Here is a 19894-nt window from a genome sequence, read left to right as displayed (position 1 = left end):
CAGTTGTAGATAAAGAGAGGGAAGAGAAGATCGGGCGCGGGCACGCACACGGGCACGTTTACGAAAAAGAGAAAGAGACGGGACACGGAAGAGGGGAAAGAGAAGAGCATGCCCGATTCTCCTCTCCCGTCTTTCTTTCGTGAACGTGTGCGTGCCCGTGCCGGTGCCCGATCCCGTTTTTCCCTATGCAGCGCAAGGTGGTCGCGGGAGGTGCGGCAGAGCGCGCACCATCCGACATGTCTATTGGGGACTCTAGAAAAAGATCAGAGAGAAATTTTAAATTTAGGAGAGTTGGATGCGGCCGAGGGGTTGGATGCGGATCTCGGGGACGACTTCCTGGTAGGAGACGACGGCGAGTTCTGGATATTCGCCTTCGATGAGTTTACGCACGAAGCGTCTAACGTCGATCGCTGTGAGAAGAACGGGAGGCTGGCCTCCTGAGGGAGTCGGCACAATTGTATTGCGCATGCTCTGAAGGATAAGCTGCACCGAGTCGGGATCGAGAGCGAGGTAGGAGCCGGCCGAGGTCTGTTTAATAGCTCCGCGGACCATATCCTCAATCTCCGGATCGAGAAGATAGACAGAGAGGATGGACTGCCCTTGTGAATACTTGTAGCTGATGTAGCGTTTCAGTGAAGAGCGCACATACTCTGTAAGGAGTACAGTGTCTTTTTCTGTCTGCGCCCACTCGCTGAGGGCTTCCATAATGGTTCTTAGATCTTTAATGGAGACCTGCTCCTGCACAAGACGTTTATAGATCTCGGTGAGCTTCTGGAGAGGAACAAGACGTGTGACCTCTTTAACGAGGTCTGGATAGGACTTCTCGACGAACTCTAAGATGCCGCGCACCTCTTGAATGCCGATAAATTCAGCGGCGTACTGTCTGTAAAAGAAGGAGAGGTGAAGGATCATTACATCGAGAGCTTTCCAGAATTTAATGCCCGCTTTCTGAAGGATCTCCTGATATTTACTGTCGACCCAAAGAGAGGGCTGTCCAGCACTGCTCTTTGTTGTCGTAAAGGGGAGGTTGTATCTTCGCAGGTTGTCAGGCGACTCATTCGTTAAGAGGTATCCCTCCAAGATCTTTCCGCGGACGATTGGCACCTCATTGAGGAAAATAGAATACTCGTCGGCTTCGAGAGTGGGAGAGTCGGTGCGTACGTGCACGCCGGGAAAACGCACGCCGAGATCCTGGTAGAGCGCAAGGCGCATCTTGGGGATCATATCCTCGATAAATGTAAGTCCCTGACGCTCTTTTTTAATGATGGCAGAGAGGTTTTTTCCCACCTCCAAAATGACAGGTAGGGTGAGCGCATACTCATCTGCAGGGCCTCTAACAACGGCGTGGCCCTCAACGTCGGTTTCAACGCGCGCGCCAGAGATTCCAGCTGCAGCTTTCGCAACACGCTTCTTAGCTTTATACCAGGTGACAAAGCCTGCAGTTCCAAGCCCGAGTGAAAGAACTGTAAAAACGATGGTAGGAAAGCCTTTAATCCATCCCATTGCGAAAAGGACACCCGAGGCGATCATGATCGCTTTCGGTTGTCCAAGTAGCTGAGTGGAGATCTCTCTTCCTAAGTTGGTATCTTTTTTATCTGAAGAGACGCGTGTGGTGACAATACCAGCAGTGAGGGAGATGAGTAGTGAAGGGATCTGTGTAACGAGGCCACCACCGATGGAGAGCAGGGTGTAGATCTGTGCCGCTCTCATCGCGGTCATGCCGTGCATCGCAACCCCGATAATCAGACCGCCGACGATGTTAATGAGCGCAATCACGATACCCGCGATGACGTCCCCTTTAACGAACTTCATCGCGCCGTCCATAGCTCCGTAGAGTTGGCTCTCTTTTGCTAAAGCCAGGCGAAGCTCTCGGGCTTGGTTAGCGTCGATAACACCACTGCGCATATCGGCGTCGATACTCATCTGCTTTCCGGGCATCGCATCGAGGGTAAAGCGGGCAGCAACTTCGGCTACGCGCTCGGCACCCTTTGTCACAACGATAAACTGGACGATCGTGATGATTAAGAAGACGATACCGCCGACAATGAAGCTACCGCCAACGACGAAGTTACCGAATGCAAGAATGATATGTCCCGCATCTGCGTGGAGGAGGATCAGTTTTGTAGCTGCGATCTCGATTCCCAATCGGAAGAGCGTTGTGATCAGAAGTAGAGAGGGGAACATCGAGAGCTGAACTGCCTTCGGAATATAGAGGGCAACCATCAGAAGGGCAACGGAGATGGTCATGTTAAGGGCGATTAGACTATCCAGGATCCCGGGGGAGATCGGGATGATAATCACCATGATAATGATGATGATGAAGAAGGCTAAAATGACGTCGCTCGATCGCGCGAGGGTCTCGAGGATCTTGCTTCCGCTTAGGGCTTTAGAGAGTTTGGTTATGAAGTCTTTCATTTTTTAAATAGTTCTTCGTGTATTGCCTCTGGGCCCTCGATCCCTTTCAGCCATCTCAGGATTTCCGCAATTGCCTGATAGGTCTCCTCAGGTACATACTCGCCGATCTTGCCTTTTTCGAAAAGGGTATGTGCAAGCGGAACGTTGCGCATCACGGGAATATTGTGCTGAACAGCGATCTGAATAATCCGGTCCGCTATCGGACCCTGACCCATCGTAACAATTTTTGGGGCCGGCTCCTTCTCCTCATCATACTCGATTGCAACAGCGATGTGAATCGGATTCGTGACAATCGCCCGCGCTCTGCGTGCAGCGCTTGGGCCTTCTTGATAGGCAATCTCTTGAGCTTGCTGACGACGTTTGCTTTTAATGTGAGGATCTCCCTCAGTGTCTTTATACTCCTGCTTCACCTCGAATTTTTCCATCTTCATCTCTTTGGCAAAGTTTCGTCTCTGATAGACGAGATCGGCAACTGCGATCGCGATGAAGAAGATTCCGACGCGGAGAATCACTTTAAAGAGGAAGGAGTTAAAGAGAGCCAAGATTCCAGAGATGGGCATCCCCGCTGTGGAGATGATATCTCCCAAACTATCCCAGACGACCGAGTAGATGAGGATCACAGCGCCAGCAATTTTTAGGATCGACTTTATAAGCTCGAAGAGGGTTTTAAATTTGAAGAGGTTTTTGATGTTCGTAACCGGATTCAATCTCTGGAGGTCGGGCTTTAACGCTTCAGCCGAAAACATTGGCCCCACGAGAAGGAAGTTGGTCATTACCCCGACGCAGACCGTGATCACCAGCACAGGCCAAGTGCAGTTCATGATGACGGTGATCGCCTCCTCTAAATATCCTCCCGCGCGGTTGGCGAGGTCGATATCTGTAGCTGAGCGCTTGAAAGTAGTGATGAAGTAGGATGAGAGCTCCTCATAAAGGTAGCCCCCGGAAACAATCGTAGCTGCGATAGAGACGATAAAGGTGAGAGCGGAGGGAAAATCTTGAGCTTTGGCGACTTGCCCCTTCTTCCGCGCATCGCGCAGCTTCTTTGGGGTCGCCTTTTCGGTTTTTTCAGCCATTTCACCTTATACCATTTGCACCAGGTGTGGATATTATAGAGCAGAAGGTGGCTTGTCAATCATGGGAAAAAGGCCTGCAGAAGAAAGCCCGCCCGGGAGCACGGACGTTCATGGACAGGAAACGGACGAAAATGGACAGGAAATGGACAGGCGGGCAAGAGAGAGGGAAAGAATTTTTTCTCTTTTCCGAGCGCTCTTCCTGTGCTCACTCTGCGGTGAGATGAAATAGGAAAAGGCTTATGCCGCCGTAGGAGACGGGCTGCTTTCGAACGATTGTAAGACCGGAGTTTTTCATCAGGTTCTCATCGGGACAGAGGATGCTCGCTCTGCATCCCTTTGCGCAGCGCGTTTTCATGAAGTGGCCAAGGGCTTGATAGAGCTCCATCGAAGTCTGCAGGCGCTTCCCGTAAGGAGGGTTTGAGAGAATAAGTGTTGGAGGCGTCTCTGGGAAGTAGGAGCGAATATCTTTTGGGGTCACCTCGATCTCATACTCAAAATTCGCGTTCTTTAAATTGTGTGCGCACATATTGATCGCCATCGGATCTTTATCTGCTCCAAAGAGCTTGCCAGAGGGGAGGGGCGTTCTGTGATGATCCGCTTCGGCTTTTACCTTCTGCCACTCGCTCTCTGAGAAGTTGGGATGGTTGAAAAACCCCCACGACTTACGGAAAAATCCCGAAGGAGTTTGCGTTAAGTGAAACGCCGCTTCGATGAGGATGGTGCCGCTTCCGCAGAAAGGATCGCAGAGGATCTCATCTGAGGAGAAGTTCGATAAGCTGAGTACTGCAGCAGCGACCGACTCTGGAAGAGGCGCATCGCCCGTTTGCGTCCGCCATCCTCGTTTAAACAGGGGAGCGCCAGAGGTGTCGAGGCTGAGGGTGGCGATTCCATTGTAGATGAAGAGGTTGAACTGCACGTCGGGGTCATCGGTCTTAACAGAGGGGCGATCGAGGCGCGCCTTGCGGAAGCGGTCGCAGATCGCATCTTTAACCACTTGAGCTGCAAAAAGGCTGTGGCGGATAGTTGGGCTGGTGACATTTGCATCGATGGCAAATGTCTGGTCGGCGGAGAAAATTCCTGGCCAGTCGATATCATACGCCCCCCGATAGAGATCCTCACGATCTTCGCAGCGGAACTGCAGAAAGGGCCAGAGCACACGCGTTGCAAAGCGCGAGCAGTAGTTGATCTTATAGACCCACTCCATCTCTCTTGGGATAAAAAGGCCAGCCAAACCTTGACGAATGCTGGGGACTCCCATCTCTTGTAACTCTTTCAAGAGAAGAGGTTGCAAAAAGGGGGTTGTCGTGATGAAGAGATCTTGCATGAACCTATCCCTTAGTTATGGAAGAAGAGGATCACGTCCCCATCCTTAACGATATACTCTTTCCCTTCGGAGCGGGCCTTTCCCGCTTCGCGAGCTCCCACCCTTCCTTTGTAGTGCACAAAGTCCTGATAGGAGATAACTTCAGCGCGGATGAAGCCTTTCTGAATGTCGGTGTGGATCTTGCCGGCAGACTCTTGAGCCGTCATCCCTTTCTCAATCGTCCAAGCGCGCGTCTCCATCTCTCCAGTCGTTAGAAAGGTGATTAGATCAAGCGTTTCAAACGCCGCTTTGACAAGGCGATTGAGCCCAGTCTCTTTTAGACCGAGCGACTGTAGAAATTCTGCAGCGTCCGCTTCAGAAAGCTGAGAGACCTCTTCTTCAAGGCGAGCGCAGATGGGAATCACCATGCTTCCCTCTTTTTCCGCGTAGGCGCGCACTTTTTGCACATGCTCGTTCTCCATTGAAGGAAGAGAGTCCTCTGCGACGTTCGCAGCGTAAACGATCTTTTTATTCGTAAGAAAAGGATATGTGGATAGGAGCTGCTTCTCTTCTGGCGTTAGCGAGAGACTTCTCACTGGCTTGCTCGCATTGAGGTGAGCTTGAGCCTTTTTCAATGCATCGTGAAGAGGTTGCAACTCTTTTTTGGATTTTAACTGCTTCTCCAGCTTCTGAAGAGCGTTCTCAACCATCTGCATATCGGAGAGGATGAGCTCCAAGTTGATCACTTCGATATCGGCAATTGGATCGACGCGCCCTGCTACGTGGATGACATCATCATTTTCGAAGCAGCGAACAACGTGCAGTATCGCCTGTGTTTCGCGGATGTTGGCGAGGAACTGGTTTCCGAGGCCCTCACCTTGAGAGGCGCCCGCAACAAGACCTGCGATATCGACAAACGTCACAGCAGCAGGAATGAGCTTTTTACTCCCAGAGATTGAGGACAAGACTGCAAGACGCGGATCTGGCACTTCAACGATGCCCACATTTGGATCGATTGTACAAAAAGGGTAGTTAGCCGCAGCTGCAGCAGCCGTTCTTGTAATCGCATTGAAGAGGGTCGATTTGCCTACGTTGGGAAGGCCTACAATTCCACACGAGAGTTCTGCCATCGTTACACCTTAAAAATTATTTCCACTGGGTCTGAAGAAGAGAGATGATAAGCTGAAGAGAGATCTATAGCAATTGCGGAGTGCTCACGATCGATTTTTGCTGTAGTAAAGATTTTTTTTTGATCGCTCTTGCAGCACACCTCATAACTGCCGCTGGGCAAGAGAGCGAGATCCTTGCAATGGACAGCTCCGTTTTCCCCTACCCGTGCGTAGATCGAATAGGGGCGGTTTAGGAGCTTTTCAAGCAGTGCTAAATCTCCTTTTTCTATCTCTTTGCGGATCCTGCCAGAAGAGACCACTTCCCCATTGAGCTCCTCTTTTGAGAGATACTCCGCTTGAAAGTCCAGCTCCTTTTCCACTGCTTTTACGCGCGTCTCATCTCCCTGTCTTGCATGGCCAAAGGCGGCGCCTTTTCCCAAGATGAGAAATGAAAAAGGAAGTTTCTTTTTAATCTGCTTAAGGAAGAGGTCAAAAGGCTCCTTCGCTAGCTCTTTGGAAAATGTGAGGAAGATCGCAAGATCCACGCCCGCTCTTTTTAAAAGCTCGATCTTATGTTCCAGCGTGCAAATCGCAGGTGCAGCGGGTTTGCCAGCGAGCACAGTGGCGGGATGATTGATAAAGCTGAGTATCGCAGATGTTCCATTTGGTCCAGCCCGCTCTCTTAAACGCGAGAGTAAGCTCTTATGGCCCAGATGCACACCATCAAAATTTCCAATCGAGAGGCTAATCGGCCCCGGCAGCGCTGGAATCTCGCTCAGATCATCGATGATTAGCATGATATTACTCCTTTAAAGAGGAAGAGGCGCTCGGAGGAAGAAATGGACAAAAAAGGACGAACATGGACAGGAAACGGACGAGAACGGACACGCGCCAAAAGAAAGAGATATGAATTCTTTTTTTCTTGCCCGCCTGTCCGTTTTCGTCCATTTCCTGTCCATTCTAGTCCGTTTTTTGTCCGTTTTCTTAGGGCGGGCGTCTTCTATTTTTTTAGGGAGGCTTTGAAGTCGAAAGAGGGGGATGAGATCTGCTCCCAGGAGTGGCACTCGCTTAAGTTGAATGAGCCGCTGCGGGTGCGCACGAGGGAGGAGAGGTGGCCGAAGCAGCCGAGCTCTCTTCCTAGCTCATCGGCAATCGAACGGATGTAGGTGCCTTTTGAGCAGGCAACGGTAAGATCTAAAAATGGATACGCATAGCTAATCAGCGTTGTAGAGAGGGTAATCTCAACGGGAGCTCTTTCGATCTCAATCCCTTTTCTTGCCAGCTCATAGAGCTTTTTTCCCTTCACTTTCTTGGCAGAGAACATTGGAGGCGTTTGGAGGATCTTTCCTTGGAATTTTTTCAGGCACTCTTCGATCTCTTGAAGAGAGGGAACTTTTTCTGAGGTCGCGATCGGCTTTCCATCGCAGTCGAAGGTGTCTGTTGCGATGCCGAGCTTTACCTGTGCACGATACTCTTTTTCAGAAGCAAGAAACTGATCCGACTGCTTTGTGAAGGATCTTCCGACCAGCATGACCAAGACGCCGGTTGCAAAAGGGTCGAGTGTGCCTGCGTGGCCGATCGTCTGGACCCCTGTGAGTCTTCTTAATACGGGAATAAGGCTAAAGGAGCTTCTGCCTGCGGGTTTGTCGATCAGCAGAATGCCGGATAGATCGTGCATCGTTTAAAAGACCCTCTCTGAATTAAGGCTCTTGTTCAGCGGGAGGCTCTTTTCTTGACTTCTGCTCTTTGTGGATCTCTCCTAGAACCTCTTCAATTCTAAGCTGCTCTTCCAGAGCCTGATCTAGCTTGAAGTTTAGTGCAGGAAAGTAGCGCATCACAACTTTTTTCGATGCTGTGAGCGCGACAAAGCCCGCTGCCGATTGAAGCGCTTGAATCGTCGACTCTTTTTGAAGCTTCGTGCCGATGACGCTGATGTAGACCTTTGCATGCTGAAGATCATTCGTAATATCAACGCGCGTGACGCTAACAAGAGGGGAGAGCCTAGGGTCTCTCACATCTTCGCGGATCACTTCGGAGAGGACCTCTTTCAAAAGCGAGTTAAGACGTTCAATACGTTTTTTTGCCATCGAATGGTCTAGAGCTCCTGCTGCAGGTAGGTGATCTCGTAGGCTTGTAGAATGTCGCCTACCTTCACATCGTTATAATTATTCAGAAGGATTCCGCACTCGTAACCCTTGCTCACCTCGCGAACATCTTCTTTCACGCGGCGTAGGGAGGAGATCGCCCCTTTCCATACCACCTCTTTATCGCGGATGACGCGGATGTGGTTATTGCGCTTGATCGTTCCATCGAGAACTTGGCAGCCTGCGATAACGCCCAGCTGTGAAGCTTTGAAGGTCGTTTTCACCTCAGCGGATCCCGTGTCGTTCTCTTGTGGGATCTTATCCAGAAGAGCGAGCATGATCTCTTTGATGTCATCGACTGCGTGATAGATCACATCGTGCGTTTTAACTACAACTTTCAACTCTTTGATCATCCTATCCGCATGGCTTGCAATCTTAGTGTGGAAGCCGATGATAGGAGCTTTTGAAGCCGCTGCAAGCTCGATATCAGATTCAGAGATCTCTCCAACATCTGCAGAGATCACGTTGATATCCACTTTTTTAGAGAGAATCTTAGCAATCGAATTCTTGAGCGCATCCAGAGAGCCTTGTACGTCGGCGCGCAGAATAAGGCTAAGTGTCTTTTTCACCAGTTTGCCGCCAGTCTGCTCCATGAACGATTCGATCGGAGCGCGCTTGCTAATCGACATCGTCGCATGCTTCTTGCCGAGCGTTCTCTCGTAGGAGAGGTCTCGCGCTTCTTTCTCGTTTTTAACCACGATGAAATCGCTGCCCGCTTCTGGAAGACCGGAAAGGCCTGTGATTTTTACTGGTGTTGAGGGGCCGGCTTCTGTCATCTCCTTGCCTCTCTCATCCTGCATCGTCTTTACGCGTGCCCAGTGCTGGTCGAATACAACTGGATCTCCGATGCGCAGGGTGCCGTTTTTAACCAGAAGTGTAGCCACTGGCCCCATTCCCTTGTGCATCTCAGATTCGATCACAGCTCCTCGCGCTCTTGCGTGAGGATTTGCTTTTAACTCCAAGATCTCCGCCTGCAAGGCGAGCATCTCTAAGAGCTCTTTCACCCCTGCGCCGGTATGAGCAGAGCAGTTTACGGTGATTGTTGTTCCACCCCAAGGCTCAGGAAGCAGGTTGTTGTCAGCGAGTTGACGGTATACAGTTTCAGGATTGAAGTTTGGTTTGTCCGACTTGTTGATCGCAACAAGGATTGGAACAGCAGCTTTTGTCGCCTGTTCAATCGCTTCTAGCGTCTGAGCGCGCATTCCTTCATCACCTGCAATCACAAGAACAATAATATCCGTGACATCTGCTCCGCGGGATCTCATCGCAGAAAAGGCCTCGTGACCAGGCGTATCGAGAATCGTGATGTCGCCGACGGCTGTGTGGCACTTAAACGCGCCGATGTGCTGCGTGATGGCGCCAGCTTCACCTGCTGCGATATTTGTCGAGCGGATCTTGTCGATGAGGCTTGTTTTGCCGTGGTCGACGTGTCCCATGAAGGTCACAACAGGAGGTCTTAGAACGAGAGACGCAGGAGTAGACTCTAGGATCTCTTGCTTAATCGTCTTGTCGGTGATGCGTATGCGCTCTTCTTCTGTTCTGTCGATCTTGATTTCGCACTCGAATTCGTGGCCCAAAAGCTGAACGGTCGTCTCATCGTCGAGCATATCGTTTAGAGTTAGGACGACACCCTGCATGAGAAGTTTTGCAAGCAGCTGAGAAGCTTTTAACTTCATAGCAGATGCGAGGTCCTTCACACTAATTGGGATGCGGACATTTAACTCTTTTGGACGGATGATCGTCTCTTCGATCTCGCCAGGACGCATCTTGTGAGATGGTCTCTTCTTGCGCCAGGTCTCATCTTCAGAGTCGCGCAGACCTTGTCTGTCTCTCGAGTCAAACCTTTGACCTTCGCCAGTGCGTTTTTGAGGTTTTACATCGCGGAACTCTTTAAAGCCGGCTTTTCGCGGTGCGCCGCCAGGGCCCTTGTCTTCTCGTTTTGAGGGAAGAGCTTTAGGGGCTTCGGTCGGTGCAGTAGGTCGTCTCGGTGCTCCATAGCCTCCAGGACCACCAGTGCGAGGAGGATAGCCCCCTCCAGTACGTGGAGGATAGCCGGTAGATGGACCGCCTGTGCGTGGAGGGTAGCCACCAGATGGACCACCAGTGCGAGGAGGATAGCCGCCAGTAGAGGGGCCACCTGTGCGTGGAGGGTAGCCTCCGCCAGATGGTGCTCCTGGACGTGGAGGATAAGAGGGACGAAAAGGTGGACGAGGCTGATAGGGAGGTCTTCCTCCACCAGGAGCTGCGCCTTGAGAAGGATAGGATGGTGAGGGGCGTCTAAATGCAGGTCTCTCGTCTCCGCTACTCTGACGAGGCACGTAGGGCTGTCTCTCTCTAGGCTCTACAGGGCCCAGTTTCACCGGCTTCTCTTCTCGCGGTGGAGGAGGAGGCCTGTCATCTATTTCTTCTAGAGGCTCTTTAGCAGCTTTTGCCGGCTCTTTTTTAGGAGGTTCAGGCTTCACTTCAGGAGCCGCTCTCTCTTGAGCTACGATCTCTTCTTTGCGAGGCTGCTCTTCAATAGGAGGAGCAGGAGGAGGCGCCACTGGCTCAACTTCCTTTTTCTTCGGGGCAGCGGGCTTTTTGGCCTTACCCAGATTCAAGGCTTCTGCAAGTTGCGCATTTTTGATGTTAAGCTTTAGGTTTTTGGCCAACGGTCCTCTCCTCACTGTTTAAAAAGCTACTCTGCTCGCACTTACGAGCGTCCGACTTTTTTACGTATTTGTTCTAAAATCTTATCGGCCATGTCTACGCTAATCTCAGATGCGGCAGCGAGCTCCTGCGGCGTAGCCACGAGAAGTTTACGGCGCGTATCGAAACCTGCTCCGACAAGACTCTGTACGATCATTGAACTGATTCCTTCAACTTTAAGCGGCTCATCCAGAGTAGGATCTTCCATTGCAGCGAGTTCAGCTCGCTCAATTGTCATCGCTCTCTGGTATTCGCTCATCTTCTGGACTTCCAGCTCTACTCCGACCAGCTGGCCATTGAGACGAGCATTCATGCCGCGCTTTCCGAGAACATTAGGATAGTTCTCATCTTCTACTACAATCGAGATGACAGATCCATCTTCGCTGACGTTGATCTTCTTGATCTCAATAGGGTTGAGCGCGTTCTGAAGCAGCTGAACAGGATCGTCTGCAAAGGGGAAGATATCGATCTTTTCGTTGTTCAATTCGCGGATGATGTTCTTCACGCGAGTTCCACGAACGCCAACACACGCCCCTACTGGATCCACTTTAGGATCGAGTGAGCGGACAGCTAGCTTCGTGCGATAGCCCGCATCTCGCACAATGCGCTCGATGACGATTGTGCCATCATTAAGCTCGGGAACCTCTTGAACGAAGAGCTGCATCGCAAACTCTGGATGGCTTCTGGAGAGGATAACCTCTGCGCCGCCACTCTCGGTATCGCGCACTTCCCAAAGAAGTGCTTGCACTCTATCGCCCACGTTATACTTCTCAGTCTTCGGATAGAAGCGGTCGGGCATCACAGCCTCAACCTTGCCTAGGTCGACGATGAGAGTTGCTCCACGAATGACCCTCTTCACAGAACCAGAGACGATCTCATGGACTCTATGGCGGTACTCTTCGTAGATCACATCTCTTTCAGCGCCGCGCAGCTTTTGGGAGATGACTTGACGCGCTGTCTGCGCTGCAACTCTTCCAAAGTCCTGCGGAGTGATTGTGATGTCAACCCACTGACCAATCTCAGCATCTGGGTTTAAAACTTTTGCATCTTCGAGAGTGATCTCCTCTTCGGGAATCGTGACCTTGTCAACGACCTCTTTCTGAGCGATGACATCGATATTTCCCGTCTTAGAATTGATCTGTACGGAGACATTGATGTGCCCTTTTATGCTTTTACGTGCAGCAGCACGAAGAGACTCTTCAATAGCAGAGATGATGACATCTCTTTTTATTCCTTTTTCTCTTTCTAAATACTCAAAGATTGCGACGAGATCTTTATTCATTCTTTAACCCAACTTTCTCCCTATCCTCTTAAGCTGCAATTTGCACCTTTGTGAGGCAGAGGACGCTTTTCAGCGCCCCCTTAAGTTTTTGGATAGTGAGGAAGCTTTAAGCTTCCTCAAGTTTTATTTGAAACCTACTCTGATTTCTCTTCTTCGGTTTTCTTCTTCTTTTTAGCGCGAGGCTTAGCAGCACCGACGACAATGTCATCGCGGCTGAACTCGTTCTTGTCGACGAGATACTCTTTAATCGAGAGCGCAATCTTCTTGTGCTCAGGATCCAGTTTGATCACCTTCGCTGTGACTTCAGCACCTTTCTGGATCACCTCTTCGACTTTGCCGAACGGCTGATCGGAGATCTCTGTGACGTGCACAAGAGCCTCAATCCCGTTATCCAGCTCGACGAAAGCGCCAAATGCTGTGATCTTTGTTACAACGCCTTTTACGAGGGAGCCAACAGGCATAGTCCTTTCGATGCTCTCCCAAGGATTCTGGCTGAGTTGTTTCACACCTAAAGTGATCTTCTTGCTCTCTTTATCAACAGAGAGAATCACTGCATCAACTTTATCACCTTTTTTGAAGACTTCAGAAGGGTGAGAAACCTTTTTGATCCAGCTTAGATCTGAAATGTGGATAAGGCCATCGATTCCAGGCTCGAGCTCAACAAAAGCGCCATAGTTAGTGAGATTCCGGATCTCGACTTGAACGCTGCTGCCGATCGGGTATTTCTGGTCGACATCTTCCCAAGGGTTCTTCTCTGTCTGTTTAATGCCGAGAGAGATCTTGCCTTCTTCTTTCTGTACAGAGAGAACAAGAGCTTCTACTTCGTCGCCCTTCTTTACAACTTCTGTAGGATCGGAGACGTTTTTCACCCAAGACATCTCGGAGACGTGGATCAGCCCTTCGATCCCTGGCTCGATCTCAATGAACGCGCCGTAAGGAACTAGGTTGACGATCTTGCCGCGAACGCGTGTGCCAGGAGGATAGCGCTGTTCGATCTCTTCCCAAGGATTGGACTCTTTCTGCTTCATGCCGAGAGCCACTCTTCCCTTCTCTCTGTCGATGTGGAGAATCATCACTTCCAGCTCTTGACCGAGGTGGACCATCTCAGATGGGTGCTTGATTCTCTTCCATGTCATGTCTGTGATGTGGAGGAGGCCGTCGATGCCATCGAGATCCAAGAAGACGCCGAAGTCGGTGATGTTCTTCACTACGCCGATGCGGACTTCGCCTTCGTTGATGTTCTCGAGCATCTCAGCTTTACGAGAGATGCGCTCTTCTTCGAGAAGCTCTCTGCGTGAAACGACGATGTTTTTGCGCTCTGTATTGATTTTGAGGATTTTGAAATCAAATACTTGGTCGACATACTCATCGAGATTCTTGATGCGCTTGTTGTCGATCTGCGAGCCAGGTAGGAAGGCTTCCATGCCGATGTCAACCATCAGGCCGCCTTTAACCTTGCGCATGACCTTACCTTTAACGATAGAGCCCTCTGTGCAGTGGTGGACGATATGCTCCCACTGTCTTAATCTGCGCGCTTTTTCGCGAGAGAGGACGATCTGACCGTCAGAGCCTTCAGCCTGATCGAGAAGCACTTCAACTTCATTTCCAAGAACGATCTCAGCCGGATCGATAAACTCATTCATCGGCACGAGACCTTCAGACTTCAGACCTACGTCGACGACGACGAAGTCTTTTGTAAGCTCGACGATTCTACCTTTTAAGATCTGCCCAGAACTCATTGAAGAAACAGAGCCTTCGCTTGCGCTCTCTTCTTTTCGATCTAGTAGCTTTTTGAACTGTTTTGCATCTTCTTCGTGGAATTCAACATCATCGATGATATTGCTTGTGTTCCAGTCGTATTGTGAGTTTTTGGACATGTTAAAGGTTTCTCCTAGGGTTTATAAAAATTCATCTGCCAATCGCGATTCCGTCGAATGTCGTTAGGGGGAGAATTCGTCGAAAGAGAGACAGAATACATTCACCGGGGAATCTTAACAAAAGATTAGTTATAAAAGCAAGAACCTATCCCAATATTCTAAAGTGATGATTTTTGAAGGATTTTTTCACAGAGTTCAAAGTCACTTCGCAGAACATACTTAAAAAGCAGGCCAACGAGTGACTCTGAAATTACCCATTGCATCTTCCATGAAGTTTTAATAAATTCTCTTAGGTGACTAATTTTTTTGGTAAAAAAATTTCTATGAAAACTCTTGTGATGAAATTTGGAGGAGCGGCCGTTGCTACAGCTGAGCACTTCTCGAAAATAGCTGACCTAATTTTAAGTCGCTCCCACTCCTACTCCAGCATCGTCGTCGTCGTCAGCGCAATGGGAGATAGTACCGATCAGCTCATCGCACTCGCCAAAAAAGTGAATCCTACCCCTCCCAGACGAGAGCTCGACATGCTCATCTCTGTCGGAGAGAGGATCAGCATCTCTCTTCTGGCCATGGCCCTTTCCGCCAAAAATAAGGAGGCGATCTCCTTCACCGGCAGCCAGTCGGGCATCATCACCAGCTCTCAGCACAACGATGCCAAGATCATCGAGGTGCGCCCGTTTAGGCTCCTTCCCCACCTCTCGACAGGAAAGATCGTCATCGTCGCCGGCTTTCAGGGGGTGAGTAGAGAGGGGGAGATCACAACCCTCGGAAGAGGGGGCTCCGACACCTCAGCTGTAGCGCTTGCGATCGCCCTTGGCGCTGAAAAGGTTGAATTTTATAAGGATGTCCAGGGGATCTGTTCAGAGGATCCCAAGAAGAATCCTGAGGCCCAGCTCTTCTCCACACTCAGCTACCCGGAGGCGCTCGAGATCGTCCAGAAGGGGGCAAAAGTGCTGCATGAAAGAGCCATTCTTCTCGCTCAGAAGAACAGCCTCCCGCTCCACGTCCTCTCATTTAATAGTTTTACAGAGGGGACCATGATCCAGAACGCGGCAGGGGCTCGTACCGCAGCCCAGTTTGAAGCTGAATAGATAGCCTCTAAGACCTTTATCCCTAAGCCGAAGAGGAAGGCGTTCTTTCACTCAAATAGACGGGCTTTCCGCTGTCATGAGGTGTGATCACTCGATCGAGAACTACCTGCGCATCAGAAGGTCTCTTATGAATAGCATGAGGGATCATCCACTGAGCGAGGGGGCGCATGTATTGAAAATACCAAGCTGCATCAGATTCTGTTGTATTTCTCAAAAAGTTGTCTAGACGATCAGAGGCTATTCCGCTTGCAGATATTTTTTTGTCTGAGTAGTAGAAGGTAAAAGAGCCGTCTTCTTTCTGGTGGCAAGCGGTAAGAGCTAGATGGAAATCTCCGAGAGAGCCACGCTCATCTCCTTTTTCCTCCAGTAAACGAGTATAGACCTCGCGGAGATTCTCCGCGCAGATGGCTCGGCCATCTCGACCAGTAAGAAGCCAGGATACGACCAGGGGCTCGTCGTTCAGGGAGGATTTAGCTGCGATGAAAATTTTGCAGGGAACGCCCATGTTTTGAAGGAAGGGGAGATTTTTGGCCAGATCATCAAACTCGCTCTCAATCGCGCTCTTCCCAGCGATCGCACTGCAGACCCACTCATACGCAGAGATTGCAAGCCCAGCGATGTAGGTAAAGATGCCGCAGCAGCACTCTTCAATGTATCCAAAGCATGAGGCTTCCGCTTCATGATCCGGATGAGGGCGTAGAGTGTCTGGCTGAGGCGAGCTTGGGCAGCTAGAGCCCTTCGCATCGATAGATTTGCCATCAGCAGCAATAGCTGCTGGCTTCTGACCGTGAACTGGACTTAAAGGGGTAGACATGTGGATCTCCTATATGTTTGAAGGAGAGATTTTAACATTTTTCACATATCTCATGGCAAACTAAATTATTTAATACATCTCTTTCTTTGATTGAGCGCAGCGAGATCCCTGGACTGCGGCGCTCTGCGCCGCCCTAATTTGTTAAAATTTTATTTAACAGGATGGGCAGGATCGGAAAATCCGGAAGATCCTTCTAGCGAAGCGGATCCTGTTTTTTTACTCTTAAAAAATAAGGTCGCACGCCGCGTTGTAGCTCAGTTTACCTTAAGGTAGAAAGGTAGATGGGTTTTCCGCTGTCATGAGGTGTAATCACTCGATCGAGAACTACCTGCGCCCCGGAGGGTCTATCATGGACAGCCTGAGCGATCGTCTCTTTGGGGAGGTAGGATAAACGTTCGAAAAACCTGATGACATCACCTTTTCCAGTATTCGGTAGAAAGACGTTTTCAGGATTGGCCCCTATGCCTTTAGCAGATATTATTTTGCGTGAGTAGGAGAAGACTCGAGAGGTGTCTTCTCTCTGGTGGCAAGCAGAAACCCTTAAGTCTAGGTGTCCCATGTCGCCATCTTCGCCTGCTTTTGCCTTTAAACGACTATAGACCTCGCGAAGGTTCTCTGCGCAGCCATCTCGGCTATTAAGAAGCCAAGTCGCGACCAGAGGCCCACCGCCCAATTGAGGATTAGCTACGATGAAGATTTTGCAAGGGAAGGGCATCTCTTCAAGGAAGGGGAGATTTTTGGCCAGATCATCAAACTCTTTCTCAAAAGCATTTTTTCCCGAGAGAGACTCGCAGATCCAGTCGTATGCCGAAATCGCAAGCCCTGCAAAGTAGAGAAATATATTGCAGCAGCACTCTTCAATGTATCCAAAGCATGAGGCTTCCGCTTCATGGTCCGGATGAGGGCGTAGAGTGTCTGGCTGAGGCTCGCGTGAACCTGCACGCTTTGGATGCGCTCTTTTGCTTTCAGAAGCGGCAACAAAAGCAGCTGATGAAGCGCCAGAAAGTGGATCTATGTGATTAGACATGTGTATCTCCTAATTCTGTTTAAGTTGTTTTCTAATGCAGGGCAACTTGGACTGTGGCCTCGTTCCTCTTGGGAATCCCAAGTGATTTAAATAAGAGATCGTCAAGGACAAATTCATCGCCTTCTGCGTGAGAAATAAAAGATTGGTTAAGGGTTGTTTTTCCATTTGCATCAATCATCTTTGCTGCGTAGTTGACTTGCCACTTCCCATTGCCAAGCTTGTGGCTTACTATGACAGCTAATAGAGCTCCGCCAATCTCTCTATCCCCAGAAGCCTTTTTAAGTGTGGTAAGTGCTCCTTCGAGTGATGCCTTATTGCTAGAAAATGTGTCTTTTAAGTTGAAATCGCACGTCCGAATTTCTTCCGAACTAGAAAAGGTATGATGGAACATGTGTGGCGCAGAATGGTTCTGAAATTCATGCTTAGTAAGTCTTACAAGTGTACAAAGTTTGCAAGGAAGCGGCATTCCTCTAAGAAGTTGGTCAAAAACTTTACCTGTCTCCCATTCGTCAACTATAGCGTCAATGCGACTCCATCTCTTCGCAGTAAGCTGCTCTAGGGTGAGATCAGCATAAGGGTCTGACACTTCTTTGGCAGGTGCGCAGCCGCACATTTCGCAGATCCAGTCGTATGCAGAGATCGCAAGACCAGCGATATAAGTAAAAATATTGCAGCAGCACGCTTCGATGTATCCAAAGCATGAGGCTCCCGTTTCATGATCCGGATGAGGAGTTAGCGTGTCTGGCTGAGGCGCTCTCGAGCCGGAGCCTTTCGTATCGATAGATTTGCCATCAGCAGCAATAGCTGCTGGCTTCTGACCGTGAACTGGAGGTAAAGAGGTAGTCATGTGAATCTCCTATATGTTTGAAGGAGAGATTTTAACATTTTTCACATATCTCATGGCAAACTAAATTATTTAATACACCTACTTCGAGGCTCTTTTTTGGAGTGCGGCGACTCGGCGCCGCTTTTCTCGACGTCGACCTGGCGACGTCTCGTCAGGAGTACGTGCCGAAGATTTTAAAGAAAAAAATAACAAGATCCGCTTCGCTAGCAGGATCGGCGCTCGCCTCGCCGGCAGGATGGGGAAATCCGGAAAATCCTGCCGCCCCTAGCCCCTGGCTAGGTGGCGATCCTGCTAGCGAAGCGGATCCTGTTTTTTACTCTTGAATTAGGGCGGCGCAGAGCGCCGCAGTCCAGGGATCTCGCTTCCGCTCGATCAGGGAGCTCTCTTGTGGAGGGCTTTTTCGCGCATATCAGGAGTGAGGCCTGGGGTGGTTTCAAATAAAATTTTCACACCTTCAAGAGAGCACCCTTTTATAGTTTCATCGGAACTAGATCTTTCTGTTGGGGTCCTTCTTCTGGTAGAGAAGTTAATGTCCCACTCTCCATTTTCCATCTGGCGGCTTGCTATGAGAACTATATTGACCTCACTTAAAGGTGTTCCGTAAGGTCTGAAATTGTATCTCACAAAATCATCGCCCTGTGCACCTATGCAACGACTTATCTCAGATTTCCAGGAGGAAATTGGCATATGAGCACTGCAGACGACATCGAACTTAAACTCGCAACGGCTACCATCAGAACAAACTACTTCTTCTGGGCTCTGTATTAGAAAATAGACCTTACATGGAGTAGTCATCTGCTCGAGTATAGAGAGGCCTGTTGCCAATTGAGTACATTCTGCATCAATATCTTTCCATGCAACACAAGTAGGTCTGCTAGGAGGAAGTTCTTTCACTACGACAGATTCACTGCTGCAGGCATCTGCAAGAAGATCCCAAAGCGAGAGCGCAAGCCGCCCGAGGTAAGATAAGAGCTGCATGCCGCATTGGAGTGCATATTCAAGGCAGGAGGGCTCTACATGAGGATGAGAGGAAGAAATACTGTCCTGCGAGTCGGATCTTGGGAGTCTTGGGGGTTTTTCTGGCGCTGCTTTGCTGCCCATAGCTGCGGGTGAACTGCCAGAAAGTGGACCTACGGGCTTAGTCATGTGGATCTCCTATATGTTTGAAGGAGAGATTTTAACATTTCTCACATATCTCATGGCAAACTAAAATTTTTAATGTTGGGAGCGAGGGGAAAGATCGGGCGCCGGCACGGGCACGCACACGTTCACGAAAGAGGAGGAGAGTTTAACCATCTATTCTTTCTTTCGTAAACGAGCCCGTGTGAGTGCCCGTGCCCGATCTCCTTCTCCTCTTTTCTCTCAAGTTTTCTTGTTTTAGTTTGGCAGAATTTGTTATACTGCGACCTTTTAAAAGAGGATTTTAGCAGATGGCAAAGAAGTGGCCTGTTCAGATCGTTCCCTCTCTTCTCTCGGCGGACTTTGGCCGCCTGGCGGACGAAGCCAAGAGGGTAGAAGATGCAGGAGCAGATGCTCTACACCTCGACATCATGGATGGTCACTTTGTTCCCAACCTGACGCTGGGGCCTAGAGCCGTTGCGGCGGTAAATCGCTCAACGGATCTCTTTCTAGACGTGCACATGATGATTTATAATCCCTTCGACTACATCGAACGTTTTGTGGAAGCCGGTGCAGATCGAATCACCTTCCATTTCGAGGCGTCAGAAGAGATCGAAGAGACATTGAACTACATCCGCAAATGCAACGTTCAAGCGGGACTGGCGTTTAATCCCGACACCTCTGAAAGTTTAATCGTCAAATTTCTGGATAAGTGCGACCTCATTCTGCTGATGACGGTTAATCCGGGCTTTGGCGGGCAGGCTTTTATGCCCGAGGTTCTTGAAAAAGTTAGCTTTACTCGAAAGATCTGCGACGATCTCAGCATCCGCAAAGGGGGAGTGGTCTCTTCAGAAAAAGATCTTCTTCCTCCCTTCTCTATTCAAGTAGATGGGGGCATTAATGCCGAGACGGGCAAGCAGTGCATCGAGGCGGGAGCAGACGTCCTGGTGTCGGGCAACTACCTGTTTAAAGCGCCAGACATGAAACGAGCGATTCAGGGGCTGAGAGGGTGAGTTTTCGATCCCGTTTCCTCCTTTCTCTCTTCTGTTTGAGCTCTCTATTTTCAACTCCCTGTTTTTCTAAGTGTTTAAATACAGATCGCGAG

General features: G+C 49.8%; 16 protein-coding genes. 2 read left to right on the top strand and 14 right to left on the bottom strand.

All coding sequences use genetic code 11. The features are described from left to right. Positions 1-282: 282 nt before the first annotated feature. The 10 genes from sctV to rpsA all read right to left on the bottom strand — a co-directional run bounded on the left by sctV (position 283) and on the right by rpsA (position 13891). Positions 283-2415, bottom strand: a complete 2133-nt coding sequence (gene sctV / locus HYX48_01190) for a type III secretion system export apparatus subunit SctV (protein ID MBI2742515.1) — start codon at positions 2413-2415, stop codon at positions 283-285. Next, positions 2412-3488 (bottom strand): type III secretion system export apparatus subunit SctU, encoded by a 1077-nt coding sequence (sctU, locus tag HYX48_01185; GenBank protein MBI2742514.1) that lies wholly within the window; start codon positions 3486-3488, stop codon positions 2412-2414. Before sctU ends, sctV begins: the two co-directional genes overlap by 4 nt. Positions 3489-3693: 205 nt before the next feature. Then, positions 3694-4812, bottom strand: coding sequence for an N-6 DNA methylase (locus tag HYX48_01180; protein ID MBI2742513.1), 1119 nt, complete (start codon positions 4810-4812; stop codon positions 3694-3696). A gap of 11 nt (positions 4813-4823) precedes the next feature. Next, the gene (gene ychF / locus HYX48_01175) at positions 4824-5921 is read right to left on the bottom strand and encodes a redox-regulated ATPase YchF (protein MBI2742512.1); all 1098 of its coding nucleotides are present in this window, start codon (positions 5919-5921) and stop codon (positions 4824-4826) included. A gap of 2 nt (positions 5922-5923) precedes the next feature. After that, positions 5924-6697, bottom strand: a complete 774-nt coding sequence (locus tag HYX48_01170; GenBank protein MBI2742511.1) for an FAD synthetase family protein — start codon at positions 6695-6697, stop codon at positions 5924-5926. Between the two features lie 203 nt (positions 6698-6900). Beyond that, positions 6901-7578, bottom strand: coding sequence for a tRNA pseudouridine(55) synthase TruB (gene truB / locus HYX48_01165; protein MBI2742510.1), 678 nt, complete (start codon positions 7576-7578; stop codon positions 6901-6903). Positions 7579-7600: 22 nt separating this feature from the next. After that, positions 7601-7987: a 30S ribosome-binding factor RbfA gene (gene rbfA, locus HYX48_01160; protein MBI2742509.1), complete on the bottom strand. Its 387-nt coding sequence runs from the start codon at positions 7985-7987 to the stop codon at positions 7601-7603. 8 nt (positions 7988-7995) lie between these two features. Next, positions 7996-10695: a translation initiation factor IF-2 gene (infB, locus tag HYX48_01155; GenBank protein MBI2742508.1), complete on the bottom strand. Its 2700-nt coding sequence runs from the start codon at positions 10693-10695 to the stop codon at positions 7996-7998. A gap of 41 nt (positions 10696-10736) precedes the next feature. Next, positions 10737-12014 carry a transcription termination/antitermination protein NusA gene (nusA, locus tag HYX48_01150; protein MBI2742507.1) on the bottom strand — a complete coding sequence of 426 codons (1278 nt, stop codon included), beginning with the start codon at positions 12012-12014 and terminating at the stop codon, positions 10737-10739. Positions 12015-12148: 134 nt separating this feature from the next. Beyond that, on the bottom strand, positions 12149-13891 hold the full coding sequence (gene rpsA / locus HYX48_01145; GenBank protein ID MBI2742506.1) for a 30S ribosomal protein S1: 1743 nt from the start codon (positions 13889-13891) through the stop codon (positions 12149-12151). Between the two features lie 338 nt (positions 13892-14229). Between rpsA and HYX48_01140 the strand changes: the two genes are divergently transcribed. Continuing rightward, positions 14230-14982, top strand: coding sequence for an aspartate kinase (locus tag HYX48_01140; protein ID MBI2742505.1), 753 nt, complete (start codon positions 14230-14232; stop codon positions 14980-14982). 22 nt (positions 14983-15004) lie between these two features. Here HYX48_01140 and HYX48_01135 read toward each other — a convergent pair whose 3' ends face one another. From HYX48_01135 to HYX48_01120, 4 genes are all read right to left on the bottom strand, one after another. After that, entirely contained in the window at positions 15005-15796 is a 792-nt protein-coding gene (locus HYX48_01135) for a hypothetical protein (GenBank protein ID MBI2742504.1), read from the bottom strand. A gap of 259 nt (positions 15797-16055) precedes the next feature. After that, positions 16056-16823, bottom strand: coding sequence for a hypothetical protein (locus tag HYX48_01130; GenBank protein ID MBI2742503.1), 768 nt, complete (start codon positions 16821-16823; stop codon positions 16056-16058). A gap of 31 nt (positions 16824-16854) precedes the next feature. Beyond that, positions 16855-17670: a hypothetical protein gene (locus HYX48_01125; GenBank protein ID MBI2742502.1), complete on the bottom strand. Its 816-nt coding sequence runs from the start codon at positions 17668-17670 to the stop codon at positions 16855-16857. 372 nt (positions 17671-18042) lie between these two features. Beyond that, a complete protein-coding gene (locus tag HYX48_01120; GenBank protein ID MBI2742501.1) occupies positions 18043-18816 on the bottom strand; it encodes a hypothetical protein in 774 nt (257 codons plus the stop codon). Between the two features lie 284 nt (positions 18817-19100). Here HYX48_01120 and rpe point away from each other — a divergent pair, with 284 nt between their 5' ends. Beyond that, a complete protein-coding gene (rpe, locus tag HYX48_01115) occupies positions 19101-19802 on the top strand; it encodes a ribulose-phosphate 3-epimerase (GenBank protein ID MBI2742500.1) in 702 nt (233 codons plus the stop codon). Positions 19803-19894: the final 92 nt, after the last annotated feature.

Source organism: Chlamydiales bacterium (assembly GCA_016185065.1).
Taxonomy (GTDB): domain Bacteria; phylum Chlamydiota; class Chlamydiia; order Chlamydiales; family Rhabdochlamydiaceae.
This window is presented reverse-complemented; position numbering and strand designations above follow the sequence as displayed.